The 25,258-nt window shown below is 49.9% G+C and carries 23 protein-coding genes and 1 other RNA gene; 4 read left to right on the forward strand and 20 right to left on the reverse strand.

The window, feature by feature from the left end; genetic code table 11:
- Positions 1 to 268: 268 nt before the first annotated feature.
- The 16 genes from ACFQ03_RS03260 to rpoE form a co-directional block, all read right to left on the reverse strand.
- Positions 269 to 535, reverse strand: a complete 267-nt coding sequence (locus ACFQ03_RS03260; RefSeq protein ID WP_144941999.1) for a pro-sigmaK processing inhibitor BofA family protein — start codon at positions 533 to 535, stop codon at positions 269 to 271.
- Entirely contained in the window at positions 532 to 798 is a 267-nt protein-coding gene (locus ACFQ03_RS03265; protein ID WP_144941997.1) for a DUF2508 family protein, read from the reverse strand. Before ACFQ03_RS03265 ends, ACFQ03_RS03260 begins: the two co-directional genes overlap by 4 nt.
- A 268-nt stretch (positions 799 to 1,066) precedes the next feature.
- A complete protein-coding gene (recR, locus tag ACFQ03_RS03270) occupies positions 1,067 to 1,666 on the reverse strand; it encodes a recombination mediator RecR (protein WP_144941995.1) in 600 nt (199 codons plus the stop codon).
- A 34-nt stretch (positions 1,667 to 1,700) separates the two neighbouring features.
- Positions 1,701 to 2,012, reverse strand: coding sequence for a YbaB/EbfC family nucleoid-associated protein (locus ACFQ03_RS03275; protein ID WP_144941993.1), 312 nt, complete (start codon positions 2,010 to 2,012; stop codon positions 1,701 to 1,703).
- A 13-nt stretch (positions 2,013 to 2,025) separates the two neighbouring features.
- The gene (gene dnaX / locus ACFQ03_RS03280) at positions 2,026 to 3,783 is read right to left on the reverse strand and encodes a DNA polymerase III subunit gamma/tau (protein WP_379286036.1); all 1,758 of its coding nucleotides are present in this window, start codon (positions 3,781 to 3,783) and stop codon (positions 2,026 to 2,028) included.
- 209 nt (positions 3,784 to 3,992) lie between these two features.
- Positions 3,993 to 5,429 carry an ATP-binding protein gene (locus ACFQ03_RS03285; protein WP_379286038.1) on the reverse strand — a complete coding sequence of 479 codons (1,437 nt, stop codon included), beginning with the start codon at positions 5,427 to 5,429 and terminating at the stop codon, positions 3,993 to 3,995.
- 179 nt (positions 5,430 to 5,608) lie between these two features.
- Positions 5,609 to 5,876: signal recognition particle sRNA large type (gene ffs / locus ACFQ03_RS03290), an RNA gene on the reverse strand.
- 60 nt (positions 5,877 to 5,936) lie between these two features.
- A complete protein-coding gene (locus tag ACFQ03_RS03295) occupies positions 5,937 to 6,323 on the reverse strand; it encodes a hypothetical protein (protein WP_379286040.1) in 387 nt (128 codons plus the stop codon).
- Positions 6,324 to 6,404: 81 nt separating this feature from the next.
- Positions 6,405 to 6,602, reverse strand: coding sequence for a 50S ribosomal protein L31 (rpmE, locus tag ACFQ03_RS03300; protein ID WP_144941880.1), 198 nt, complete (start codon positions 6,600 to 6,602; stop codon positions 6,405 to 6,407).
- Between the two features lie 189 nt (positions 6,603 to 6,791).
- Positions 6,792 to 8,075 (reverse strand): radical SAM protein, encoded by a 1,284-nt coding sequence (locus tag ACFQ03_RS03305; protein ID WP_379286042.1) that lies wholly within the window; start codon positions 8,073 to 8,075, stop codon positions 6,792 to 6,794.
- A 107-nt stretch (positions 8,076 to 8,182) separates the two neighbouring features.
- Entirely contained in the window at positions 8,183 to 9,460 is a 1,278-nt protein-coding gene (gene rho, locus ACFQ03_RS03310; protein ID WP_144941876.1) for a transcription termination factor Rho, read from the reverse strand.
- A 111-nt stretch (positions 9,461 to 9,571) separates the two neighbouring features.
- Positions 9,572 to 10,825 (reverse strand): UDP-N-acetylglucosamine 1-carboxyvinyltransferase, encoded by a 1,254-nt coding sequence (locus ACFQ03_RS03315; RefSeq protein WP_144941874.1) that lies wholly within the window; start codon positions 10,823 to 10,825, stop codon positions 9,572 to 9,574.
- 106 nt (positions 10,826 to 10,931) lie between these two features.
- Positions 10,932 to 11,786 carry a class II fructose-1,6-bisphosphate aldolase gene (fba, locus tag ACFQ03_RS03320; protein WP_144941872.1) on the reverse strand — a complete coding sequence of 285 codons (855 nt, stop codon included), beginning with the start codon at positions 11,784 to 11,786 and terminating at the stop codon, positions 10,932 to 10,934.
- Between the two features lie 199 nt (positions 11,787 to 11,985).
- Positions 11,986 to 12,381 carry a response regulator gene (locus ACFQ03_RS03325; RefSeq protein WP_144941870.1) on the reverse strand — a complete coding sequence of 132 codons (396 nt, stop codon included), beginning with the start codon at positions 12,379 to 12,381 and terminating at the stop codon, positions 11,986 to 11,988.
- Positions 12,382 to 12,513: 132 nt separating this feature from the next.
- Positions 12,514 to 14,118, reverse strand: coding sequence for a CTP synthase (locus tag ACFQ03_RS03330; protein WP_144941869.1), 1,605 nt, complete (start codon positions 14,116 to 14,118; stop codon positions 12,514 to 12,516).
- Positions 14,119 to 14,469: 351 nt separating this feature from the next.
- Complete coding sequence (gene rpoE, locus ACFQ03_RS03335) at positions 14,470 to 15,003, reverse strand: DNA-directed RNA polymerase subunit delta (RefSeq protein WP_379286046.1); 534 nt, start codon at positions 15,001 to 15,003, stop codon at positions 14,470 to 14,472.
- Positions 15,004 to 15,439: 436 nt separating this feature from the next.
- Between rpoE and ACFQ03_RS03340 the strand changes: the two genes are divergently transcribed.
- A complete protein-coding gene (locus ACFQ03_RS03340; RefSeq protein WP_379286048.1) occupies positions 15,440 to 16,603 on the forward strand; it encodes a S8 family peptidase in 1,164 nt (387 codons plus the stop codon).
- Here ACFQ03_RS03340 and ACFQ03_RS03345 read toward each other — a convergent pair.
- The 3 genes from ACFQ03_RS03345 to speE all read right to left on the reverse strand — a co-directional run bounded on the left by ACFQ03_RS03345 (position 16,600) and on the right by speE (position 18,928).
- A complete protein-coding gene (locus ACFQ03_RS03345) occupies positions 16,600 to 17,019 on the reverse strand; it encodes a DUF1934 domain-containing protein (RefSeq protein WP_144939705.1) in 420 nt (139 codons plus the stop codon). The two genes, ACFQ03_RS03340 and ACFQ03_RS03345, sit on opposite strands and share 4 nt — an antisense overlap.
- A 191-nt stretch (positions 17,020 to 17,210) precedes the next feature.
- Positions 17,211 to 18,080 carry an agmatinase gene (speB, locus tag ACFQ03_RS03350; protein WP_144939703.1) on the reverse strand — a complete coding sequence of 290 codons (870 nt, stop codon included), beginning with the start codon at positions 18,078 to 18,080 and terminating at the stop codon, positions 17,211 to 17,213.
- Between the two features lie 20 nt (positions 18,081 to 18,100).
- On the reverse strand, positions 18,101 to 18,928 hold the full coding sequence (speE, locus tag ACFQ03_RS03355) for a polyamine aminopropyltransferase (protein WP_144939701.1): 828 nt from the start codon (positions 18,926 to 18,928) through the stop codon (positions 18,101 to 18,103).
- A gap of 297 nt (positions 18,929 to 19,225) precedes the next feature.
- On the opposite strand from speE, the gene ACFQ03_RS03360 reads away from it, so the two are divergent.
- On the forward strand, positions 19,226 to 21,259 hold the full coding sequence (locus ACFQ03_RS03360) for a transglycosylase domain-containing protein (RefSeq protein WP_379286051.1): 2,034 nt from the start codon (positions 19,226 to 19,228) through the stop codon (positions 21,257 to 21,259).
- Between the two features lie 157 nt (positions 21,260 to 21,416).
- Here ACFQ03_RS03360 and ACFQ03_RS03365 read toward each other — a convergent pair whose 3' ends face one another.
- Positions 21,417 to 21,920 (reverse strand): YwhD family protein, encoded by a 504-nt coding sequence (locus ACFQ03_RS03365; protein WP_379286168.1) that lies wholly within the window; start codon positions 21,918 to 21,920, stop codon positions 21,417 to 21,419.
- A 111-nt stretch (positions 21,921 to 22,031) separates the two neighbouring features.
- Here ACFQ03_RS03365 and ACFQ03_RS03370 point away from each other — a divergent pair, with 111 nt between their 5' ends.
- Together ACFQ03_RS03370 and ACFQ03_RS03375 are read left to right on the forward strand one after the other, a co-directional pair.
- Positions 22,032 to 24,008 (forward strand): M1 family metallopeptidase, encoded by a 1,977-nt coding sequence (locus tag ACFQ03_RS03370; protein WP_379286053.1) that lies wholly within the window; start codon positions 22,032 to 22,034, stop codon positions 24,006 to 24,008.
- Between the two features lie 11 nt (positions 24,009 to 24,019).
- The gene (locus ACFQ03_RS03375) at positions 24,020 to 24,832 is read left to right on the forward strand and encodes a hypothetical protein (RefSeq protein ID WP_144939695.1); all 813 of its coding nucleotides are present in this window, start codon (positions 24,020 to 24,022) and stop codon (positions 24,830 to 24,832) included.
- Positions 24,833 to 25,258: the final 426 nt, after the last annotated feature.

Raw genomic sequence — 25,258 nt, forward strand, 5'->3', positions numbered from 1 at the left:
TCCGAAAACCGTATACGCACTGGCTTCATTCATTCACTCGTTGTTCAGTTTTCAAAGGGCAATGCTGAATCTAGCAGCCTCTCGGCTATTGCCGCATCTCTCAAGCGCGACTTTTATAATATAGCACGTCCCCTAATATAAAGTCAACTGTTTTTTTATTTAATATTTTTGAGACGAACAAAATGCTATTTCAACCTGATTTTCTGAATATCTACCATGGACTATGTCCGTAACAAAATTATCGAAAGCAAACCTATTAGACCCGAGCTTATAGCAAAACTAGCTTTATAGCCGCCAGCATCCCTATACCGGGAATGCCAAGAAAAGTGACAGCCGCAATAGTGGCGGGGTTTATCGGAAGCCTGAATCCATAATATCCGCCAATCCAGTTCACTGCATACAGCAGCACGCCGGCAATGACAATATGAATCCCCAAACGGGCAAGCCATTGAATGGATGATCTATTTTTTATAAGAACAAATAGCAGAAAGGATAGTGAAAAAATAAATACACCCCACAGCAAGAGCTGCATCATATCACCTCCCTCTCATAATTGACAAAACCTTGATTCCATTGCTGCTGTTTCGCCAGTCTGAGAAGCATCTCATACTTTTTTTCTGCTGCCACCAAATCATATATAGCGCAATCGACTTCATCCTGACCGACGACCCATTCCAGCCGATGCTGGGCATTTCTCCACTCCAGTTGTGATTGGCGTATTTCCTCCAGAAGAGCCAGCTTGTCCTTGATCGACGCGGCCGTTTCCTTATTTCTCCTCCAATTCAGAAACCACTTCATTATTCCACCCCTCGCCGAGAGTTAGTCCTTAATAATGAATATGGTGTTCACGTAGGCTTTTAGAACGGTTTCCTCCAAAATCAATCCCTTGTCATCCGTCCATCTCCGCACCGGCAGAAAAACTGCTCATAAAAAAACTGCGGGACCCTTTGTCCCGCAGGTAAATTGGCTTGCCATCCAATGTCAGATTAGCCGCCGTCTTATTTTGTACATCCTATTTGCAGAGATCATTCCCGGCGGTATCCGGCCTATTCGGGGTCAGCTCCGCTCAGGAAAGCTCTCTTCTTCCTTCAAGCGCTTTGGTCAAAGTTACCTCGTCGGCATACTCCAAGTCTCCGCCCACCGGCAATCCGTGTGCAATACGTGTGACACGAATGCCGAAAGGCTTCACCAGACGGGATAAATACATTGCCGTCGCCTCTCCCTCTATATTCGGGTTGGTGGCAAGGATCATTTCCTGAACGCGTTCATCGCTCAGTCTCTTGACCAGCTCTGTTATGCGGATTTCATCCGGGCCAATGCCTTCCATGGGAGAAATAGCACCGTGAAGCACGTGGTAGAAACCGTTAAATTCCTTAGTCCTCTCCATAGCCACCAGATCTTTCGGTTCCTGCACGACACAGATAATGGAGTAATCCCGGCTCTTATCCTGACAAATCCGGCATGGGTCCGTATCTGTAATATTGCAGCAAACCGAACAATAATGGAGATTTCTTTTGACATTGACGAGCGCCTTGGCAAAATCGATCGCTTCATCTTCCTTCATCTGAAGAACATGAAAAGCTAGACGACTCGCCGTCTTGGGCCCTATGCCCGGAAGCTTGGAAAAGGAATCGATTAATTTGGCCAATGGTTCGGGGTAGTACAAGAGGCTATCTCCTTTTATCCAGTCTCGTTCGCTATTAGAACAGACCCGGGATTTTTAATCCGGCAGTAAACTTGCCCATGTCCTTGTTGGCCAGCTCTTCCGCTTGGTTCAAAGCGTCATTCACGGCTGTCAGCACGAGATCCTGCAGCATTTCCACATCGTCGGGATCGACAGCTTCCGGCTTAATGGCAATATTGACGATTTTCTTCTGTCCGTTAGCGGTAACGGTGACCACGCCGCCCCCTGCAGTTCCTTCCACCGTTTTATTGGCCAGTTCTTCCTGCGCCTTCAGCATCTGCTCCTGCATTTTCTTAACCTGCTTCATCATTTGATTCATATTATTCATGCTTACCTACTCCTTAATCTTTTTTTATTTTCACCAAATCTTCTCCGAATAATTGGATCGCTTCATCGACCCAGGGAGATTTACTGCCCTGCTGCTCCTCATCCGGCTCAAGCTTCATCTCTTCGACAGCTTCCGGTTCTTCCGCCAACGCATCCTTCCATTCCTGGTTCATAACGGCAACAAGCTGGAGCGGATGACCCAGAACCTGCTGTATCGCCTGCTCGATAAGCTGCTTGTTTGCAGGCTTCTCCGTAGTCTCCCGATGCATGGCGCTTTTGAATGCGAGAAGCAGTTGATCATTGGATAGTGACACAGGCTCGCCGTCCACAAGCCAGGCATGCACCGTTATCTTCATTTCCTTAACCAGTGCCAATATCTGGCTCCATTTGGACAAGGCCTGTTTAAACAGCGGAGACTCCTGGTCGCGAATGAATGCCTCCAGGTTTACAGACGGCTTGCGAATGGCAGGGCCGCTTCTCCGGGCTCCGAACTGATCGGCCGGCCCCCTGGATGCCGGCTCCGGTGTTGTCACCTGGCCGGAAGCCGGCGCCGGGGAAGAGGCCATTAGCCTGGAGAGCGTCTGTTCCAGCTGCTCCACCTTCCGTTTAAGGACGGCCCAGTCTTCTCCTTGTCCGGCCGAGACGGGAGACGACGGAGAGGCTTGCGGTGACGGGGCTTCTTGGCCTTGCAAATGGCACAGCTTCATAACCGCAATTTCAAATAATATCTGAGGCTGCGAAGAATACTTCATCTCCCCGTGATAGCGGTTGAGAACCTCGATCGATTCGAACAATTCCTCACGGCTGAAGGAAGCGGCCGTCTCAGCGAAGCTGGCGGGATCCAGAATCCGCTCGGTGGAGGCTAACGAATCGGGAACAATCTTGATCAGAAGCAGATCCCGGAAATAATGCATCAGACTCTCCACGCATTTATCCGGACTCTTGCCTGCCTGCAGAAATTGCTCCACTAATTGCAGAGCTTCCCCGATGCGCCGTTCCCGAATCAACACGGATAGTTTCTTAAATTGATCGGCCGCTACTCCACCGGTCATAGCCACTATATCCTCGTAAGTGACCTTGCCGCTCGAGAAGGAGGAAATCTGGTCCAAGAGGCTGACGGCGTCACGCATCCCGCCCTGGGACAGCCGCGCAATGTACTGAAGCGCCTCCTGTTCTATATCAACGCCTTCTTGCCGGCAGATATAATCCAATCTGGAGATCTGTTCATCCAGAGACACCCTGCGGAAGTCAAATCGTTGACAGCGGGAAATAATGGTGGCCGGGATTTTATGCGGCTCTGTTGTGGCCAGAATGAACATGACTTGCCCCGGAGGCTCCTCCAACGTCTTCAATAAGGCATTGAACGCTTCGGTGGTCAGCATGTGAACCTCGTCGATGATATAAACCTTCTGCCGAACCTCTGTCGGGGCGAACTTGACCTTATCGCGTATATCGCGGATTTCTTCCACACCGCGGTTAGAGGCCGCGTCAATCTCGACCACGTCCATGACGGCACCTTCTGTAATCCGCCGGCAAGTATCACATTCGTTACAAGGCTCTTCGGCAGGGCCGTGCTGGCAATTAACCGCTTTGGCTAATATTTTGGCCGCACTGGTTTTCCCTGTTCCGCGTGGCCCATTGAACAAATATGCATGGGTCAAACGGTTTTCTCTGAGAGAGTTTTGCAAGGTTTTTACAATATGCTGTTGTCCGACGACATCTCTGAAAAATTGAGGCCGCCACGTACGGTATAGCGCAATATGCTGTTTCATATAAAACCTCTCCAATAATTCCTTGCATAGAATTATTTTCTTTATTATACAATACTGTCAGTCCTCATTGAAGCGCGATCAATGAATTGGTCCGGATTGCTTGAATATGGGAAGCGAAACGGGATGGATTTAGCCTGGCAGTTCAACAGAGGCGAATTATAAAAATGGCGGGGAAACACAAAAACAGCCTCTCCAAACGGCAGGCTGTTCTATGGAAAGGGAATGCTTACACTGAACGTCGTGCCATAGCCCTTCGAAGCGACGCGTATCGTTCCACCGATGTCGTGAATGATGCGCTGACAGACGGACAGTCCGAGACCGGTCCCGTTTTCCTTGGTGGTAAAGAAGGGATCGAAAATTTTATCGATGACAAAATTGGGGATTCCGGGTCCGGTATCATGAATTTCAATATGAACCATCAACTCCTCATAATCGACCTTCTCCGTTATGGTGAGTATTCCTCCGTCCGCCATTGCTTCGATCCCGTTCTTGCACAGATTGAGGAAAACCTGCTTCAGCAGCTCGCTGTCGGCAATCACTTTAGGCAGGCCGGGAATGGCATCATATTGTACGCTTACCCCATGAAGCAATGCCTCATTACTGATTATCGGCAAGATTTCGCGCATAACCAGCTTGATATCCACCTTATGATAGGATACGTTCTTAGGCTTGCTGAGCAGTAGGAATTCACTAACCAGCTCGTTAATCCGGTTGATTTCGGTTAGCATGATGTCGGTATATTCCTGTTCCTTAACCATGCCCTTCTCTATAAAGGTATTCTTGAGCACCTGCATGAAACCTTTAATGGATGTTAACGGATTCCGGATTTCATGTGCGGTTCCCGCTGCAATCTGGCCGATCATCGCCAACCGGTCGCTTCTCTGCACCTGTTGTTCCAAAGACCGCAGATTCGTTACATCCTTAAAAATAACATAGGCGCCCACCGTTCTCCCGGCCTCATCCTTAAGCACATTGGAATCGAGCAGCAGCTCATAGCGATCCTCGTTATTCGTCCAGGAAACGGCATGATTTCTCACCACGACCCCATTTAATATGGCTGGCTGAATCAGTTGGTGATGAGAGGGGACGGCATTAAAAACCTCTGTAACCGGTTTGTTGACAACTTTTTCTCTATGTAACCCTAATACCCGACAGGCCATATCGCTAATATCCACGATACGGAATTGGACATCAATCAGGATGACCCCTAAATTAATATCCTTCATAAACGTTCCGGCAAATTTCTGAAGCAAGGAAAGCTCCTCCTCCGTACAGACCCGGTCCATGTGCATGGAAAAATAGGGTCTTCCATCCGGAGTTTGTAATGAGACAATCGCATACCGCCTGTTCATCACATCCCCCTGACAATTCCGCAGACGGATGATTGGATTTAAACTGCTCCGGGATACCGCTTCCAAATATTGATCCTGCAGAATGCTAAAGGATGACTCAATCCCCAATTGCTGAAGCGACATCCCTTTAAGCTCCTGCAGTGTATAACCTGCTTCTTGGAGAAGAGCGGCGCTGCAGTCGGCGATCAATCCCTCGCCGTCCACAACAATAACACACTGTGACGAGAAAGCCTGAATGTAGGCATCCACATGTTCGATTGTGAGCGGAGAACGGCCTTTACTTAAAGAGGACAACTGCTTCCCCCCTATTCCTTAAAGTACGGAACGCAATCTCTCTTTACGTTTTGGTTACATAGCGGTAGTTTACACGTATAAACATTCGATCTACGGTTTTAAATTCCTTCCGGACAACAAAAAAACACTTCAATTCGATATTATCGGCATTGAAGTGCTGCTCTACATTTAATATTAAACCGTGCACCTGCTATCGATCATTGCAATCCAAGCGGAACGAACATCGTCAGCTCAGGCTAGGCACTCCTTCGGCACATGAAGCATCTTGCTTACGGCTGCTTTCTTCCGAACCTGACCGGGTTCACAAGCGTTCATTGCGAAGGACCTGACCGTCAACACTGACAAACATCCGTCAGACCTTACATTAACAAGACCTCTAACAGGAATTCAACCCTGCTGCAGCGGATTGCAGGTTACAGGGCACCGCTACCTCCCCGTCTAGCACGGCATGAATAAGTATAGCGGATTGAGCGGCAAATATCAACTATCGGTTTTTGGATAAATCAGCTATTGGCGTCTCACATTAACCCTGACGTCGTATCTGGGCAGCATATAGCTGACCGCTTCCAAGGCCTGGGCTTCAATCCTCTGGTATTCTTCCTGGCTCGTATCCCTCGGTACATAGACCGTTATGTCCAGGCGCCGGCCATTGAAGACGGTCCGAGTATTTTGAATCCCGCCGATCTCCCTGAGCGCATGATTAACCATTCGCCGGTCGGCAGAATAATTATGATAGGTTGGGCTTGTCGGGTAATTGGGATTGGCGCTTGTCGCACCCAGTAACCCATCATCCGGATAACTTCTTGCCCTTACTCCGTTATTTCCGCAACCGGACACAAGTAAGGAAAGACAAATAACGGATATCGCCCCGACTAACACTCCGGTTCTGTTCATAATAAACAAACACCTCCCTTGGTCTTAGAATGACCTTAGAGAGGTGTGTTAATCCATTTCCCAAAAGGAAATTGCCGGATATTACATTCCGTATTTCTTCTTAAATTTATCTACACGTCCGCCAGCATCGACAAATTTCTGCTTGCCGGTGAAGAACGGATGGCAGTTAGAGCAAATTTCCACGCGGAGCTCCTGCTTTACGGACCCGGATTCAAAGGTGTTCCCGCAAGCACAAGTGACCGTAGTTACATGGTAATTTGGATGAATAGCTTCTTTCACAATCTTTCACCTCTTTCCGCCCTGAATCTTAAACGTCGATCCAGAGTAAATGGACACATAAACGGATTATATCAAAACCATTTTTGTTGCGCAAGAGTCTATCATTGACAATTCCGAGCGGTCTGCGGTTCAGATTCGACTTTTATACAGTGAGCAAACTCGAAGGATACCCGCTTATCCGGAAAACTTTTATGGAGTTCCTCCGCTGCGATCCAACACTCTCTTCTTCCGCAGTCCTTCCGGAGTATGGGAATAGGAGCCGATGGCCACATCCGGCAGTTCCTCCTGGAAGATTTCAATCATCTGCTTCATCCCCAGGATCTCTCCCTGCGGAGAGGGAATTATATTCAGATATGCCTCTGGATCGATGTTCAAATTTCTAAGCTGAATCAATTTCAGGCCCGTTCTGCGTACGAAGCCTATCATCGCTTCGATTTCCTCTTCCCGGTCCGTCACCCCGGGGAAGATCAAATAATTGATAGACGTTAATACTCCTTTATCCGATGCATACTTCAAAGACTTTTCCACATTGGCCAAAGTATACCGGCGAGGTTTATAGTAAGCATTATAATGCTCGTCAAGCGCGCTAATCGTGCTGACACGCATCATATCCAGGCCTGCATCCACTATTCCGCGGATGAAGTCCGTCAGCCCGGCATTCGTATTAATGTTAATATAGCCCATATCCGTAATGCGGCGAACTTCACGAATGGCCGGTATAATCAGGGCCGCTTGCGTAGAGGGTTCACCCTCGCAGCCCTGCCCGAAGCTGATGATACTGTCTGGCGAAGTCAGCTGCTCCAGCATCACTTGCACGATTTCTTCCACCGTCGGCTTGAAATTCATCCGGGTCTGCGGCGCTACGAATCCGCTGTCCTCCGGCTGTTCCGAAATACACCCGAAGCAACCGGCATTACAGGAATAGGAGACAGGGACAGCGCCCTCCCAACGATTAAGGAAGGTATTGGATGCCGTCAAGCATTCATATTCCAAAGCACACTTGGACAAATGTTTATACAGCCGGTTCTCGGGATATTTATCCAGCCGGTCCGATACCTGCTGCTCCAACAGATCCGGATCACAGTTGACCGGATTCCAGCGATACGGATCGTCGCTCTGACGGGCCGCCACATAGAATCCATCCTCTTTCCAAACCACAGCCGTATATCCGAACAGAGGAAGCACCGCAGACCGATCCTTCTTCACATAGCCCGGCAGCAGAAGACGGGTAAACCCTTGCGGCAGCAGCGCCCCCACCGCAGCGAATGAGCCGTCCATCGCTTTCATTTCGCCGGTCTTCGGATCCATACAGACCGGACGGGTGGAGGGCAAACTGACCAATGTCGCTCCCTCCGGAAGCGGGATCAGCTCGTCTTCCATAATTTCCACAACCATATCCCCGCTGCGGCCAAGTGCCAGCAAATCGGGATGATCATATACATTGCCGTCTGAATCCGCATATACCAAATTCATTGTAGTGCCCCTTTATCTCGTCACCATCGGTGATGCAAGTTACTTATTGAAGTGTATATTCACGAACCGCAATCCGGACGTATCATCCAATGATGAGTCCTTCACTTTTAGGAAGCGGAGTTTTTAACCTTTTTCCCGTTGGGTTGGGTTTCCAAAGTTTCCAGAAACTCGCTGTTCGTTTTGGTTTCCTTGAGCTTCTTGAGGAACGCCTCGACAAACTCATGCGATTCCTGCATATTTTTGCGAAGTGCCCAGATTTTCTCCAGCTCTTCCTTGCTCATAAGCATTTCCTCGCGGCGGGTTCCCGATCTGCGAATATCGATAGCAGGGAACACTCTGCGCTCGGCCAGCTTGCGGTCCAGATGAAGCTCCAGATTTCCCGTTCCCTTAAATTCTTCATAGATCACATCGTCCATACGGGAGCCCGTTTCAATCAAGGCGGTAGCCAAAATCGTCAGACTTCCACCCTCCTCGATATTCCGCGCCGCGCCAAAGAAGCGCTTAGGCCGGTGGAATGCCCCCGGATCTATACCCCCGGATAAGGTTCTTCCCGAAGGGGGAATGACCAGGTTGTATGCCCGGGCCAAACGGGTGATGCTGTCCAGCAGAATGACAACATCCTTCTTATGCTCCACCAATCTCTGAGCTCTCTCCAGAACAAGCTCCGCGACTTTAATATGGTTCTCCGGCAGCTCATCGAATGTGGAAGCCACTACCTCACCTTTAACCGAACGCTGCATATCGGTCACTTCCTCCGGTCTTTCATCGATGAGCAGGACGAACAGCTCGATATCCGGATAATTAGTGGATATGCTATTGGCAATCTCTTTTAACAGCAAGGTTTTGCCCGCTTTAGGCGGTGCTACTATCAATCCCCGTTGTCCTAAGCCTACGGGACTCAATAAATCCATGATTCGGGTTGAAAGAATGGAAGGAGATGTTTCCAGAACCACTTTCTGCTGCGGATATAGAGGAGTTAGGGCAGGGAAGTGCAGCCTTTCGGCCGCCGTCTCGGGCTTTTCCCCATTGACCGCCTCGACTTGCAGAAGACCGAAATATCTTTCATTTTCTTTGGGAGGACGACATTTACCGGAAACCAAATCACCCGATCGTAAGTCGAATTTGCGGATTTGAGAAGCGGAAATATAGATGTCTTCGGAACTGGGCAGATAGTTGATCGGCCTGAGAAAACCGAATCCTTCCTGCAATATTTCAAGGACGCCTTCCATGAACATAAGGCCGCCCTTTTCTGCCTGTGCTCTAAGTATGGAGAAAATCAGTTCCTTCTTCTTCATCTGGCCGTAGTAAGGGATTTGATGCGTCTTGGCCAGTTTATACAAATCAGTTAACTTGAGCGCTTCAAGCTGCGCCAGCTGCATATCCATTGATTTGACCACCACACTATGAAATTTTAAAAGCAAGATTAGTATACCCAATTATGCCCTGATTGAGTCCTGCCCCGTGCCTGTTACCCTGACAGGTTAAGTAAAATCAGTCTATTCCATCCTCCAGACCTCTGCTCCCAGCATGGACAGATTCTCTACCAGATTATCGTAGCCTCTCTCAATATATTCAAGCCCGCTTACTTCCGTAATGCCGGAAGTGACCGTGAGTCCCGCCACGACAAGCGCGGCTCCTGCACGAAGATCGGTCGCCGTTACTTTGGCTCCCGACAGAGGAACTCCGCCTTCAATAATGGCAGATCGGCCCTCAAGCTTGATTCTGGCCCCCATACGCACAAGCTCGGGAACATACTTAAACCGGTTGCTGTACACGTAATCGGTCAGAATGCTCGTCCCCTTGGCTTGAGTCAGCAAGCTGGCCATGGGAGATTGAATATCGGTGGCAAAGCCAGGATAAATCAAAGCTTTGACGTCCACTTGAGCATACTCCGGAGAACCGATAACCCGAATAGACTCGTCCAGTTCTTCAATGATAACGCCCATTTCCTGCAGCTTGGCTGTTACTGCCTCCATATGCTTCGGAATGACGTTGTCCACCAGAACATCCCCGCGGGTGGCAGCCGCTGCAATCATATACGTGCCGGCCTGGATCCGATCAGGAATAATAGAGTGTCGGCAGCCATGGAGAGAATCTACGCCTTCGATGCGGATCGTTTCGGTGCCCACACCTTTAATGCGTGCTCCCATCGAGCTCAATAACGTAGCTACATCAATGATCTCCGGTTCTTTGGCGGCATTCTCGATAATCGTTACACCCTTGGCCCGCGCCGCTGCCAGCATAATATTGATGGTAGCCCCCACGCTGACGACATCCAGATAGATTCTGGCGCCGCGAAGCTGCTTCGCCCGCAGGTGAATGGCACCGCCTTCATTAGTCACTTCGGCTCCGAGCGCTTCAAATCCTTTAATATGCTGATCGATGGGCCGCGGTTCGAAGTTGCAGCCTCCGGGCAGGCCGACTACCGCCTCGCCGAACCGGCCGAGCAGAGCTCCCATTAAATAATATGAAGCTCTCAGCTTTTTGACGTTCCCGTTAGGAAGCGGAATAGATCTTAGACCTTCAGGATGAATGATCATCTGATCACCCTGCCATTCAATAGAAGCCCCCAGCTCCGTTAACAGCTCCATGTAAATGGCGACATCGCTTATCGCAGGCAGGTTGTCCAATGTTACCGTGGTCTCTGCAAGAATTGCAGCTGGAATGAGAGCAACCGCGCTGTTCTTGGCCCCGCTAATCGAAACCGTGCCGCGCAGGGGCCGCCCGCCTGCTATCATCAATTTATTCATTCCTATTGCTTTCCTCCTACCTCTGTGCACGGCAACGCAAAGACATTAAGGGAATTGCGCCTGTTACTGGAACGCAGTTCCCTTAATGAACATGAGCCGTCACAACTTAGGCTTGATTATTGCTTCCGAACAGCACCATTTTCGATTTGACGACTTCTACCATTGCTGCACGGGCAGGAGTCAAGTATTTACGGGGATCGTAAACCTTCGCATCCTTGGCCAAAACTTCACGAATGGCATTCGTGCAAGCTACCTGATTTTCCGTATTGACGTTGATCTTGCCAACACCGGCTTCAATAGCTTTGCGAATGGCCTCATCCGGTACGCCGGAACCGCCATGAAGAACTATCGGAACAGGAATGGCATCGGCCACTTCCCGGATGATGTCGAAGCGGATATTAGGCTCACCGGCGTACATTCCGTGTGCCGTTCCTACCGCTATTGCCAGGCAATCCACGCCGGTCTCTTCGTAGAAACGAATCGCTTCCTCCGGCTTGGCCAGGCTTGCATCGGCTTCATCCACGCTGATATCGTCTTCCACTCCGCCGATCGTTCCGAGCTCTCCTTCTACCGAAACTCCCATTGCATGGGCCGCTTTCACGACCTCTTTCGTCAGACGAATATTTTCCTCAAACGGATAGTGGGAGCCGTCGAACATAACCGAACTGAATCCGGCGCGGATACACTCCATGGCCACCTCGAAACTGCTGCCGTGGTCCAGGTGCAGAGCAATCGGAAGACCCGATTTCTTGGCTGCCGCTTCCGCAATAGCTACCGTGTACTCCATCCCCATATATTTCAAAGCGCCTTCGCTGACACCGTAGATAAACGGAGAGTTTAACTCCATAGCAGCTTGCATAATGGCTTGGGCAAACTCCAGGTTGTTCATATTGAACTGACCGACAGCAAAGCGGTTTGCTTTAGCTTTGGGTAAAAATTCATTCATTGAAACCAAAGGCATAGTCTTGTCCTCCCTTGTAGTGTGAAAGAGTGAAAGGCCGGATTGTCCGCGACCAATTACTGAGCTATTATATCACATTAAAACGGTGAATGGTAAATTGAAGATTATGCACCGCCGACAGGGACTGACGTAAACCGGCCTTAGAGTCTGGACGGAAGCAAATCCCCGTTTGTAAAGAGGCGAAAAAAAAGATCCTTATTCAGGATCCGACAGCATAATCGTGAGAAGACGAAAGACCCATCTGGGAATTAACCGCTACCCGAAGCTCATCAATATCGAAAGGCTTGGTAAAGTGCATCAATGCCCCTAAGTCTGTCGCTTCTTTAATCATATCCAATTCACCGTACGCCGTCATCATAATGACTTTTATCGAGGAATCGATTTGTTTAATATGTCTGAGAATGTCCAAACCGTCCATTCCGGGAATCTTCATATCCAAAAGGACCAGATCGGGAGGTTCCTTCCTAACAATATCCAGGGCCAGCTTACCGTTCGAAGCTTGGAAAGTTTGGTAGCCTTCACTGTTGAATACTTCTACTAGCAATACACGTATGCCATTCTGGTCATCAACAATCAGCAACTTCTTCTTGTCCAACAAAATAACCTCCTCCGGAAACCGATGATCATGTTAATGATTTACATTCGACAACCGAAGGAGCATTTCCTTCTGCCAGCCAGATTATTTTTTACATTCCTTGCCTGAAGGGCAGCCTGGCTGCCCCGATATTTACATCCCGGAATAGTTAAATGCAGCCTTCACAAATTCCCGGAACAGCGGCTGGGACCGGTTCGGCCGGGATGTGAATTCCGGATGGAACTGAACAGCCAGGAACCAAGGATGATCCGGCAGTTCAATAATTTCTACCAATCGTCCGTCCGGAGAGGTGCCCGATATTTTAAGGCCCGCCTTTTCAATCAGTTCGCGATATTCGTTATTGAATTCATAACGATGGCGGTGTCTTTCGTAAACCAGCTCTTTCTGATAGCAGCGCAAGGCCAGCGATCCGGCTGCCAGCTTGCAAGGATACAATCCGAGCCGCATGGTTCCCCCAAGATCCTCGATATCCTTCTGCTCCGGAAGCAGGTCGATAACCGGGTAAGGAGTGGTCGGATTAATCTCCGAGCTGTTGGCTCCTTCCAGCTTGGCAATGGAACGGGCAAATTCCACCACAGCGACCTGCATGCCGAGACAAATGCCGAAGAACGGAATCTGCTTCTCCCGCGCATACTTAATCGCCGCTACCTTCCCTTCGATGCCTCTATCCCCGAATCCGCCGGGCACGAGAATGCCATGCACTCCTCGCAGAACCTCATCCACGTTGCTTTCCTGGACTTCCTCCGCATCAACCCAACGGATCTTCACTTCCGTCTCGCTGTCAAATCCGGCATGGGACAACGCCTCGACGATGCTCAAATAAGCATCATGAAGGGCTACGTATTTACCGACAATGGCGATTTCAGTCTGGTGCTTAAGCCCCTTAACCTTCTCCACCATCTGTTCCCATTCCGTCATATCCGGCTTACCGCAATTCAGCTTCAAGTGGTTGACGACGATCTCATCCAGTCCTTGATCCCTCATCATTAACGGGATCTCATAAAGCGTGTCAGCATCCAGGCATTCCACTACTGCATTGGCGTCAATATCGCAGAACAATGCGATCTTTCTTTTCAAATCTTCCGCAAGAGGATGTTCCGTACGGCAGACGATGATATGGGGCTGGATGCCGATGCTTCTCAGCTCCTTGACACTGTGCTGTGTCGGCTTCGTCTTGACCTCGCCGGCCGCTTTGATGTAAGGGATTAATGTAACATGGATGTACATTACATTTTCCCTTCCGATGTCACTTTTGATCTGGCGGATCGCTTCGAGGAAAGGCAGGCTCTCAATATCTCCGACCGTTCCCCCGATTTCGGTTATGACTACGTCGGATTTGGCTTCCTTGCCCGCCCGGAATACCCGTTCTTTAATCTCGTTGGTAATATGGGGGATGACCTGTACGGTCCCGCCCAGATACTCCCCTCTCCGTTCCTTGGAAATGACAGAGGAATAGATTTTGCCTGTCGTCACATTGCTGTTCTTGGTTAAATTGATGTCGATAAAGCGCTCGTAATGGCCGAGGTCCAAATCGGTCTCCGCGCCGTCATCCGTCACGTATACTTCTCCGTGCTGGTATGGACTCATCGTTCCCGGGTCGACATTAATATAAGGATCGAATTTCTGAATCGTCACCTTTAACCCCCGGTTTTTAAGCAATCTTCCCAGAGAAGCAGCAGTAATCCCTTTGCCAAGGGATGAAACGACGCCGCCTGTTACAAAAATGTATTTGGTCACAATGTTTTACCTCCTGCGTGATCTCCTGACACTGACATGATGTAATTGAATTGGACGTCTGCCAACGTTTAAGATTGTTATTCCCATATTCACTCCATAGAAAAAAATCAAGCTTCGCCACCCAAGCGAAAGTTGATCCTCTCCTCCGCGGCAAAGCCTCACCGCACCCCTTATTATCCGGCTAAAAAAATAAAAAGTGACACCCGTTGACACGGGGCACTTTAGTTAGAATTGTGTATAAAAATCACGCTAATTTTCTAGCCCATGCTATAGTTTACTCTGTCACGTTACGGCTTGTCAAGTAACGCGAGCACGGAGCCGTGCCGTGGGGAAAATTCCCATTAGACGAGCTTACTGGTCGTCTTCTTCCTCTTCGGAATCCCCAAAGTCCTCGTCTTCTTCTTCATCCAGTTCGGCATCCTCTTCTTCATCATCTTCGTAGAATTCTTCTTCCTCTTCTTCAGCGTCTATATCTTCACGATCCTCATCGTAGGTATCGAAGTCTTCTTCACTGTAGACTTCTTCTTCCTCCTCAGGGAATTCATCCTCTTCATCCAGATCGTCGTCATCGTTAATAATTCTTGGACGCTTGGCGCTGCCCACGCCATCATCCGATTTGGTATCGACAGGGTACCATCTTTTGAGTCCCCACAGATTGTTGCCTACGCATGCAAAACGGCCATCGACGTTGATTTCGGTATACAGCTGCGCGATGACCTGCATGACCTCCTCTTCGGAAAATCCCTTTATCTTCGCGATCTCCTGCATCAAATCACGATAATAGAACGGCGTATTAGCCGCCTTCAATACCATAAAGGCCAAATCTACCATCGGCATTTCCTTGGCTTGCTCTGGCGCAATCTGGAGCGTAAATTGGCTGCTCATTCGAACACTTCCTTCCGTACATATTCACTGCAAACGATCTAATTTTCCCCAATTATCATCCTTAAGTAAAACCTATTTTATTCAAAAATGCAACTCTATACACCCTCAAAAAAAATAATTTAAGCGGAGGCCAAACTGCACCTCCGCTTACGACTGTAAATCCCGAACGATGACCTACCCGTCACCGCCTTGTACTTATATCAAGGGCCAGCAAATGATCCCTCTCTTCATCCTATGTGAAACGGGAACGAATGACACGGTTTAGCGCTGAATTATCCAAAAGCGGGCGACCATCCGATGCGGGGGGAAGACCCCTTACATAGGATATGAAAAACGAATATCGCGTCATGACTCCAATTCATATTCCAGCAGCACAGGAAGAATCTCTTCCAAACAGCAGCATATGGATCTCATGCGGCAAAGGGGAAATTCACAGATGGAAAGGGATCTTATCTATTGGATACATGATGAGCTGCAATACAGAGGAGCGGATTCCTCGAGGCATATCATCCGATTCAAGTCCAAGAGGGAATACTTGAATTGTCTTAATCTGATCAGCCAGCTGAAACCGTCCCTGGATGCACTTCCTTTCCTTCAACCGTTACCTTCCATTCAAGGCTTTTCCTGCTTTCTTCGTTCCGCCAGCGAACTGAGCTCTTATTCGGATACGGTGTCGATCGAGGAAGACCGCAAGCAGGCTGTTATCCATGCCGCCTCTTCTTCATCGACGCGTTCGCGCTCTCAAGCGAAATTTCGTGTCGACGAGCAATTCATTCCATGGGGGGTTCGGCAAATTAAAGCCCCTACCGCCTGGGCACGTTCTACCGGACATAAGATTAAAATTGCGGTAATAGACACCGGAGTCGATTACATGCATCCCGACCTTCAACGAAATGTGGCCGGCGGCGTCAACGTCATCTACCGCCATCTTCTGCCGAGAGACGATAATGGACATGGAACCCATATCTCGGGGACCATAGCAGCCTCCTCCCAGAGAAAGGGCATTGTCGGCGTCGCTCCCAATGCGTCCTTATATGCTGTCAAGGCCTTCGATCATAACGGCACAGCCTTCATCTCCGATATCATCTTCGGTATCGAATGGTGCATCCGCAACCGCATCGATATTATCAACATGAGCTTCGGGATGAAGAACAGCAGCAAGGCATTGGAGGATACGATTCGCAAAGCTTATGAGGCAGGGGTTATCATTGTCGCTTCCTCCGGCAATGACGGACGTAGCGGACGGATTGATTATCCGGCCAAATTCCCGTATACGATAGCGGTCGGAGCGACTACGAAAAACCGGAAAGTAGCCCGATTCAGCAATCGGGGCAAAACGATCGATATCTATGCTCCGGGAGATAAGATTTATTCATGTTGGTTAAATGGTAAATACCATGAGTTAAGCGGCACCTCAATGGCTACTTCCCATGTTTCGGGAGTGATCGCCATGATGATGGCGGTTCGCGGGAAAATGTCCACCAGGACGGTGAAGGACCTGTTGAAGAAAAGCTCTTCCGCCATTCAGAGCAAAAGATCCACCTCCTTGGATACCGGGGAGATCAATGCTCTGCAAGCGGTCCGAACCGTCATGTCCTAATGAAGCAAAGCGGGCTCCGTGTCGAGCGTCAAGCTGAAGCGCCCGGCACTGCTGCCTTGAACACGCAGCTCATAATCCCAGCATATCTTGCCTATGCCGTCGACGAGATGGACAGCCAGACGGTGAGTGTAAGTCTCCAGATGAATAATTCCCTGTTGGGTGCGATAGAACCCCGGAATCCATCGATGGAGAATGAAGGTTTGTTCGGATTGCAAATCGCCATGCCGGATCACTTTAATTTCCTCTCGTCCGACCTTGACTGTCGTCGTTGTATTGCCCATATCCGACTCCTCTTCCTGATACCGGATGTAGCCGTTCTTCTCTTTGGGGTACCATGCGGCTGTAAACGACCTGCTGGTCTCCTCATCTTCTTGCAAGCTTCTGACGGTAAGCCGGATTTCTTTATGTGCAGCCATGTCTGTTCACTCCTTCCAAGGGGGCTTCTGCGATGGATCGCTGTCCCCTTGTCAAGTTTCTGTCAACACCTCAGCTTATATTACAAACACCGGGCTATTCGGCCCTTGACTGAACCGATTAATAGGTACGGATGAACAAAGGATTAAGGCGCAGCCTTAATCCTTTGTCCATCTTTATGAGCTTACATTGGTTATTTAACAAACCCGAGAAGCATCTCACGAACCAGCTTGGCCGCGACAATCTGTGTCTGCTCACTGGGATCGTAGACCGGGGCCACCTCTACCAGGTCGGCACCCACTACTCTCAGATCGGAGCGGGCAATGGCATGAATGGCCGCCAGCAGCTCCTTGGAAGTAATGCCGCCGGCTTCCGCTGTACCCGTTCCCGGGGCCGCGGACGGGTCCAGAACGTCAATATCGATCGTTACATAAACAGGCCGGCCGGCGAGCTCGGGAAGCACTTGACGAAGCGGCTCCAGAACGTCGAACGGATACATATGGAGATTCCGGCGGGCATACTCGAACTCCTCGCGCGTCCCGGAGCGGATGCCGAATTGATAGACATTGCCGCCGCCGATCAATTCCGCGGCCTTGCGGATCGGCGTCGAATGGGAAAGCGGCTCGCCTTCATACTGCTCCCGCAAATCGGCATGTGCATCGATATGGATCAGCGCAAGATCCGGGTATTTGGCATACATTTCGCGGATAATGGGCCAGGAGACAAGATGCTCCCCGCCCAAGCCGAGCGGAAATTTGCCGTCGTTCAGCAATCCTCTAATATAATCGCCGATCATATCCAGACTGCGGGCCGGATTGCCGAAGGGCAGCGGGAGGTCTCCCGCATCGAAATAGGAGGCATCCGCCAGATCGGCATCCAGATAAGGGCTGTATTCCTCCAAGCCGATAGACACTTCCCGGATCCGGGCCGGGCCGAATCGCGATCCCGGGCGGAAGCTGACCGTGAAATCCATCGGCATGCCGTAGATCACTGCTTTGGAGTTTTCGTAATCCGGGGAGCTGGCAATAAAGACATTCCCTGAGTAAGCGTCGTTAAAGCGCATTTGGCCACGTCCCCCTGTCGTTATTTACAAAGCTCTTCCACGAATTTAGGCAGCGCGAAGGCCGCTTTATGGATTCGCGGGGAGTAGTATTTCGTATTGATTTCAGGAATGGTGCTTTCGTCAACAGCAAGCGGATCATACTTTTTGCTGCCAATGGTAAAGGTCCACAGACCGCTCGGATAAGTAGGAATGTTCGCCCAATAAACGCGCACCACCGGGAAAATTTCACGCACATCGCGGTTAACGTTGCGGATAAGGTCCGCCTTGAACCACGGATTGTCGGTTTGCGCCACGAAAATTCCGTCGTCCTTAAGCGCGTCATAAATCCCTTGATAGAAGCCTTTGGTGAACAGCTCTACGGCCGGGCCAACCGGCTCCGTGGAATCAACCATAATGACATCATACTCGTTCTTGTGGTCATGAATGTGCATGTACCCGTCATTGACTATCACTTCGACCCGGGGGTTATCCAATTCGCAGGCAATTTCCGGGAGGAACTTCTTGGAATATTCGATGACCTTGCCGTCGATATCGACCAGCACAGCCTTCTCCACTTCGGGATGCTTCATTATCTCCCTAATAACCCCCCCGTCACCACCGCCAACCACAAGCACCTTCTTGGGATTCGGGTGTGTGTAAAGCGCGGGATGGGCTACCATTTCATGATAAACAAATTCATCCTTAACGGTAGTCATCACCATTCCATCCAGAACAAGCATCCGTCCAAATTCGACCGTATCGATAATGGCCAGATCCTGAAATTCCGTCTTCTCCGCAACCAGCGTTTCTTTAATTTTTGCCGTAATGCCGAAATATTCCGTTTGCTTCTCGGTATACCACAGCTCCATTGTCCTATCCCTCTTTTCCTGTATTGAACAGACTCATGTCCGCATAACCTTCTATTACTTTTCCTCTTCAGCGAAATTTTAACGTCAGACGAACAAAGCAACAATTGTATTATAGTAAATCGCGCTGAAATTGCAATGAGAAAAACTCCATTTTAAGGATAAACGGCCGTGTTTACAAAATGTTATTTTCAGCCAAATAGTATGTCCTGCAGAAAATCCGGATGAGATTGAATATCAAGTCCCAACCTTTTCCATACTAGAAGTATAGATGCTACGGCAGAAGAGGAGGTAATGGCGATGCAGGACAAAGAAGCGGAGCCCCATTTGCGCTGGATAAGGAGAATCCGCAAATGGTTTTCTTTGCTGTTTTCCTTCCTGATTCTGTTTGCGGCCGGAACCGTTCTGCTGCTGCTTTATTTACGTTCCCAGGCCCTGCCCGTCACTCATGTACTGCAATCATCCGAAATCTATGATATTAACGGAGAGCTTATCGATTCTTACCACGCCGGGCAGAACCGGCAAGCCGTTTCTTTAAACGATATCTCCCCATACCTTGTCCAAGCGGTTCTGGCCATTGAAGATCAGCGCTTCTACGAACATTTCGGGGTGGACCCGAGGGGAGTCGCCCGCGCCGTCGTCACCAATGTTAAAACGATGTCCATGCAGCAGGGGGCGAGCACGATCACCCAGCAGCTGGCCAGAAACCTGTACCTGAACCATGACCGGACCTGGTCGCGGAAAATTAAGGAAGCCGTCTATGCTCTCCAATTGGAAATGCAGTTAAGCAAGGATCAGATCCTCGAGCAATATTTGAACCAAATTTATTACGGGCACTCTACGTATGGAGTCCAGGCAGCTTCGCGGCTGTTCTTCGACAAGGATGCCAGCGATCTCACCTTGGCCGAGAGCGCGCTGCTTGCAGGCGTGCCTAAAGGACCCAGATATTTCTCCCCGTTCTATAACATGGAGAATGCTCTTAAGAGGCAGAAAATCATCCTGAATACGATGGTGGCCCAGAATCTCATTACACAGCAGGAAGCGGATCAAGCTGCCGCCGAAAAGCTGATTTTCGCGGAGAACAACAAGAGCCGGGAATCCGAAGCTCCTTATTTCCAGGACTACGTCAGACAGATAGTCAGCGAGAAGCTGAACCTGGAGGAGTCTCTATTCGAGACAGGCGGCATCCGGATCTATACGACCTTGGATTTGAGAGCGCAGAAAATCGCCGAGGAAGCCGTTAACAAGCACCTAAAGTCGAATGAGGAGCTGCAGGGGGCGCTTATCTCTATTGACCCTCGGAACGGCTATATCAAGGCGATGGTCGGAGGCAAGGATTATAATGCGAACCAATACAACCGTGTGTTCACGACGACTCGGCAGCCAGGTTCCTCCTTCAAGCCTTTTGTCTACCTGGCTGCTTTAATGAACGGATTCACCCCTGTCAGCCAATATAAAAGCGAGCCGACGGAATTTGTGTACGATGACGGCAAGAAAACCTACCGCCCCAACAACTTCAACAATCATTACGAGAACGAATATATAGACATGCGTAAAGCCATTGCCAAATCGGACAATATCTACGCGGTTCACACCATTATGGATGTTGGAGCTGAGCAGGTCATAGATCTGGCCCGCAGAATGGGGATTACGAGCCCCTTGGAGCCGCTGCCTTCCTTGGCCCTAGGCACCTTCCCGGTCAGCCCGTTCGAGATGGCGTCCGCCTTCGGTATTATGGCCAATGATGGGATACGGGTGGAGCCGGTTGCCGTTCTCAAGGTCGTTAATTCAAGGGGCAGGATTCTGTATGAAGCGAAGCCGAAGAAAGAACGGATTATCGATGCCCCTTATGCTTATGTCATGACCAATCTGATGCAAAGCGTATTCGAGCAGGGAGGAACCGCCAATCGGGTATCCAGCGTGCTTAAACGCCCGGTAGCGGGAAAAACCGGAACGACGAACAACGATGCATGGATGGTCGGATATACGCCGGAGCTGTCCACGGCCGTCTGGGTCGGATATGACCGCAATAAGGCGATAACAACCACCGACTCCTATAAGGCCGCCCCCATCTTCGCCGATTTCATGGAGAAGACGCTGGATCCGGTGCCGCCGAAGCTGTTTCCGATCCCGGACGGAGTGGCCAGCGTATATATTGATCCCGTTACCGGGAAGTTGGCGAATGAGGCCTGCTCCCCTTCGCGGCTGGAAGTATTCGTCCAGGGAACGGAGCCGAAGGAATACTGCGCAGAATCCAAGTCCCCGGCCCAGCCGGAGAAGCCGGAAGGCAACAATTCCTGGTGGGATTATTTGAAGCGATGGTGGAATGAATAAACGCAAAAAAGCAGACGAAAGCGTCTGCTTTTTTGCTGTCCTAGTATATTGATGCAAATATACTTTCCATAGTATACCCCGATTGTGGAACCTTCTCAACGGATGACACACAATCGCCATAATTTCGAAATAAAAGTTGGAGGAAGTCTATACCTTATTAGATGGCCAATGCATCCTTGATTTCGCTGCCCGTGCGCTCCCACCACTCCGGATTGTGGTTGATCAGGCAGTCCCTCAACAGCTTCTTCTCCGCCTCATTCAGATTCTCCACCAGCACATGCCGTTTCATCGCCTTATCCATCCGGTTGACATGATCGGCAAGAATCTTCCAGCCTCTTCTCGCCTCCGAATCAATCAGCATTTCACAAGCGGCCAGCCCACCATAAAACGGGCCTTCTTCCGTACGGTCTACCGCCACCCATACGATCCAGCATTTGCGGCCGTTAGGCACATCTTCCTTATTGGCCGAGAAGCGGATGCGGCGCTCCACTTTACTCTTCGCATGCAAGGTGCCTTCATCCACGTAAGCCTCATCGCCATCAATAATGATGCCGGACACGTTGCTAAGATCGATGGAGCCGGCTCCGAATCCCCTGTGATTATATTTGGTGCTGACTATATTCAAAGCATTAAGCTTCTTGCCCTTCTGTTGCTCTTCCATTGTCATCACTCGCTTTTCCTATAAATCGAAATACCTTTCTTTATTTTAGCTAATATTCCCGCATTTGCAAACATATACATGCTGTAGATGCTTGTCAACGGGGGGAGAACAATGAAACTAAGATTAACTAAACCATTTATGATTTGGTTGCTTGTAGTCGTTGCAAGCTGCGCGGTAACGGCCGGCCTGCGCCTCCTGACATGGAACAGGGATACCATGACCACTACCCTGAACCACGGCCCCATCCTTAACGATGCGGTTCCCCAACAGCTCAAAGCTCCGGACCCTTCGGCTCCTCCACCCATGAGCAGACGGATTGTGGAATACCATATTTCCGCTGCTCTCCAGCCGGACAGCAAGTCTCTGTCGGGGAGCCAATCATTAACATGGGAGAACCCGGGGAAGCTTCCGGTTGAAGAGCTTTATTTTCACATGTATCCCAATGCCTTCGAGTCGAAGAAAACTACCTTCTTGCAGGAGTCGGCGGGAAAGCTCAGACAAGACGAACAGAAGCCCGGAAGCTACGGCAGCATGACTCTGCATAAGGTGACCACGGCCGAAGGCACCAATCTGCTCGACCGGATGGAGTATGTTCAGCCGGATGACGGGAACAAGAATGACCGGACTTTGGTCAAGCTGTCCCTGCCCGCACCTGTACTTCCCGGACAGAAGGTAACTCTGAGCATGGATTTTGAGGTGCAGCTGCCGGAAGTATTCGCACGAATGGGATATGCGGACGATTTCTATATGGCCGGGCAGTGGTTTCCCAAAATCGCCGTCTATGAGCCGGAGGGAATGCGCGGGAGAACGGCCGAAGGCTGGAATCTGCATCAGTATCATGGAAATTCCGAGTTCTATGCGGATTTCGGAATTTATGATGTCATCATTAAGGTGCCTTCGACGTTTACCGTAGCAGCGACCGGTTTTCCAACCCAGGCTCCCGTCATTCAGAACGATATCAAAACCTATCACTTCTACGCAGATGACGTGCATGATTTCGCTTGGGCCGCTTCCCCGAATTTTCAGTATTATGAGGAACCGTTCTCCACCTCGAACGTCCCCGGCGTCAAGATCAAGCTGTATCTAGACCCTAAGCATGAAGCATTAAAGGGACGCTATTTGCAGGCGGCCAAGAAATCTCTGGCCCGCTTCAGCGAATGGTACGGAGCTTACCCTTACTCGACCTTATCCATCGTAGTTCCTCCGGGCAATGCCAACGGAGCCGGCGGGATGGAATACCCGACGCTTATCACCGCCTGGGGAGCGGCCGAGGATAATGCCGACCTCAACCTGGAAAGGGTGGTCGTCCATGAAATCGGGCATCAATTTTTCTACGGAATGGTCGCCTCGAACGAATTTGAAGAAGCTTGGCTGGACGAAGGCTTCACCTCCTATGCGGAAGATCTGGTCATGGAACAGGAATATGGCATTAAACCGAGACAGGCCCTGGAAGCCACCTATATTACCGCTCCCGCCTCGTTGACCATTAACGCTTGGGATTACGATGATCACAGTCATTATGCGGATAATGTCTACATTCGCGGCAAATTGATTCTGATGGCCATCGAGCAGGAAGTCGGTTCCGATACGATGAAGAAAATCATGAAAACGTATTTTCAACGCTGGAAGTTCCGTCATCCGACAACGAAGGATTTTCAAAGCGTGGTGGAGGATGTTACCAAAAGGAGCTGGGAAGATTTCTTCCAGCAATTTGTCTACGGCAGCCAAATGATCGATTATTCCGTGGACAAAATCCGCATTCGTCCGGCAGGCCCGGATCTGTATGATAATGAGGTTCTGATTACGCGTAAAGGCGCCCAGCATCACACTGTGCCCATTCAATTTCATTTCACGGACGGCACCAAAGTCGATAAGCTGTGGGACAGCCAGGGAAGCCAGATCTTGTATAATCTCAGTCACTCATCCCCGCTCTCCTGGGTCGTCATTGATCCGGAATATACCCTGATCCTGGAGAACCGGAAGATGAACAATTTCATGAATGCGAGCGTTGATGACAAATTGAAGGTTCGTTGGAATACAGGTATCGTTAAAATTGTCGAGACCGTCTTCGGCTGGGTCTCCTGGTGAGGTGTCCCGTAATGCTGCAGCATATTAAGTTGGGCTGGAGGGCAGCCCTAAGACAGCCATTCGCCGTTCTGGTTCTGTTCCTGTACCGCTTTGCCTGGGGGTTCGCTCTGTATGAGCTGGTGAAATCCGTCATCATTCCGTTATTGCATCGTTATCCGGGGAATGTCTCTCCGGACCGGGTCCATCTCTTCCTGGCCGAAATTCAGTTCCAACTGACGAAGACGGACCTGATTTCCCCCTACCTGTGGCTGCTCGTCGGTCTTCTCGGCGCGAGAATGCTGCTCACCCCCTTTATCAATGCGGCGTTATATTACTCCGTGGAGTATACCCGCTTGAATAACGGCTATCGATTTTTTAAAGGAATCAAAGAACTGTACAAGTCCTTCTTGCTGTACTACCTGCTGCAAACCGTCGTCACTCTGGGACCGCTGTATTTTCTTATCCCGAAGGTCAAGAGCATCTTTCTACAAGCCGTATCGTACGAAAGCCTTCTGATGAATCTGCTCCCTTGGATCGCCGGTTGTCTCGTCTACGGATTTCTTGTCCGGCTCGCCGTTATGTACCTGCAGTTCGGAAGAACGGCCAACCGCCCGCTGCTTCAGTCCATGACCTGTCTGATCAAGGGTCTGCTTCCTGTTATCGGAATGGCCGTGATCCTGCTGCTGCTCTCCTTCCTGCTCTCGCTGACGGTTCTTACCGTTGTCTTCGTCTGGGCCGGCTTCTGGGCCGTGCTTCTTTATCAGCTCTACCGTTTCGCGGAGACTTTCATTTCGGTATGGGGGATTACGAGCCAGCATCAATGGTATACAAGCCAAAGCGCTTGACGGCTATTTCCCGGATTCGTCTATAGCTGCTTGGCGGCACCGTAACGATCCGTAGGCATACAGCCAAGGATAAACGGCTATCGCCGTCCTTGGGATGGCGCGTTTACCGATGAAATATACTTTCTTATATTTGAAGAAAAACGCTGAGGGCGCGCTGAACAGAAGCGTCATTCCTCAGCGTTTATGCCGACCATCTATTAGAGCCTTTCCGCAGGTTGTTGCGGCAGGGCTCTTTTGGCATCTTGTTAAATAAACGCCCTACCCCGTCAAAACGAAATTTCATTGGCAATGTACTGCACCGAGAACATCGTGGAAAGGCAGGCTGAATACGATCAGGCCGTTCGCTTCCGGCCTGCTTTTTTTGTTGAATAAAACGGTTCATTGTCTGAGTTCCGGAGGAAGGCACATTTTTTCTCATTTTTTGCA

Source organism: Paenibacillus residui, assembly GCF_042677205.1.
In the GTDB taxonomy this organism is placed as follows: Bacteria; Bacillota; Bacilli; order Paenibacillales; family NBRC-103111; genus Paenibacillus_L; species Paenibacillus_L residui.

Coding starts and splice junctions, on each gene's coding strand:
- ACFQ03_RS03295 (WP_379286040.1), bottom strand. CDS start 6,323: ATGAACAGAACCGGAGTGTTAGTCGGGGCGATATCCGTTATTTGTCTT.
- speE (WP_144939701.1), bottom strand. CDS start 18,928: ATGGAGCTGTGGTATACCGAGAAGCAAACGGAATATTTCGGCATTACG.
- ACFQ03_RS03340 (WP_379286048.1), top strand. CDS start 15,440: ATGGAAAGGGATCTTATCTATTGGATACATGATGAGCTGCAATACAGA.
- ACFQ03_RS03260 (WP_144941999.1), bottom strand. CDS start 535: ATGATGCAGCTCTTGCTGTGGGGTGTATTTATTTTTTCACTATCCTTT.
- ACFQ03_RS03275 (WP_144941993.1), bottom strand. CDS start 2,012: ATGAATAATATGAATCAAATGATGAAGCAGGTTAAGAAAATGCAGGAG.
- speB (WP_144939703.1), bottom strand. CDS start 18,080: ATGCGCTTTAACGACGCTTACTCAGGGAATGTCTTTATTGCCAGCTCC.
- dnaX (WP_379286036.1), bottom strand. CDS start 3,783: ATGAAACAGCATATTGCGCTATACCGTACGTGGCGGCCTCAATTTTTC.
- ACFQ03_RS03345 (WP_144939705.1), bottom strand. CDS start 17,019: ATGGCTGCACATAAAGAAATCCGGCTTACCGTCAGAAGCTTGCAAGAA.
- ACFQ03_RS03365 (WP_379286168.1), bottom strand. CDS start 21,920: ATGGAAGAGCAACAGAAGGGCAAGAAGCTTAATGCTTTGAATATAGTC.
- fba (WP_144941872.1), bottom strand. CDS start 11,786: ATGCCTTTGGTTTCAATGAATGAATTTTTACCCAAAGCTAAAGCAAAC.
- ACFQ03_RS03265 (WP_144941997.1), bottom strand. CDS start 798: ATGAAGTGGTTTCTGAATTGGAGGAGAAATAAGGAAACGGCCGCGTCG.
- ACFQ03_RS03370 (WP_379286053.1), top strand. CDS start 22,032: ATGAAACTAAGATTAACTAAACCATTTATGATTTGGTTGCTTGTAGTC.
- rho (WP_144941876.1), bottom strand. CDS start 9,460: ATGGATATGCAGCTGGCGCAGCTTGAAGCGCTCAAGTTAACTGATTTG.
- ACFQ03_RS03315 (WP_144941874.1), bottom strand. CDS start 10,825: ATGAATAAATTGATGATAGCAGGCGGGCGGCCCCTGCGCGGCACGGTT.
- rpoE (WP_379286046.1), bottom strand. CDS start 15,003: ATGAGCAGCCAATTTACGCTCCAGATTGCGCCAGAGCAAGCCAAGGAA.
- ACFQ03_RS03305 (WP_379286042.1), bottom strand. CDS start 8,075: ATGAATTTGGTATATGCGGATTCAGACGGCAATGTATATGATCATCCC.
- ACFQ03_RS03360 (WP_379286051.1), top strand. CDS start 19,226: ATGCAGGACAAAGAAGCGGAGCCCCATTTGCGCTGGATAAGGAGAATC.
- ACFQ03_RS03375 (WP_144939695.1), top strand. CDS start 24,020: ATGCTGCAGCATATTAAGTTGGGCTGGAGGGCAGCCCTAAGACAGCCA.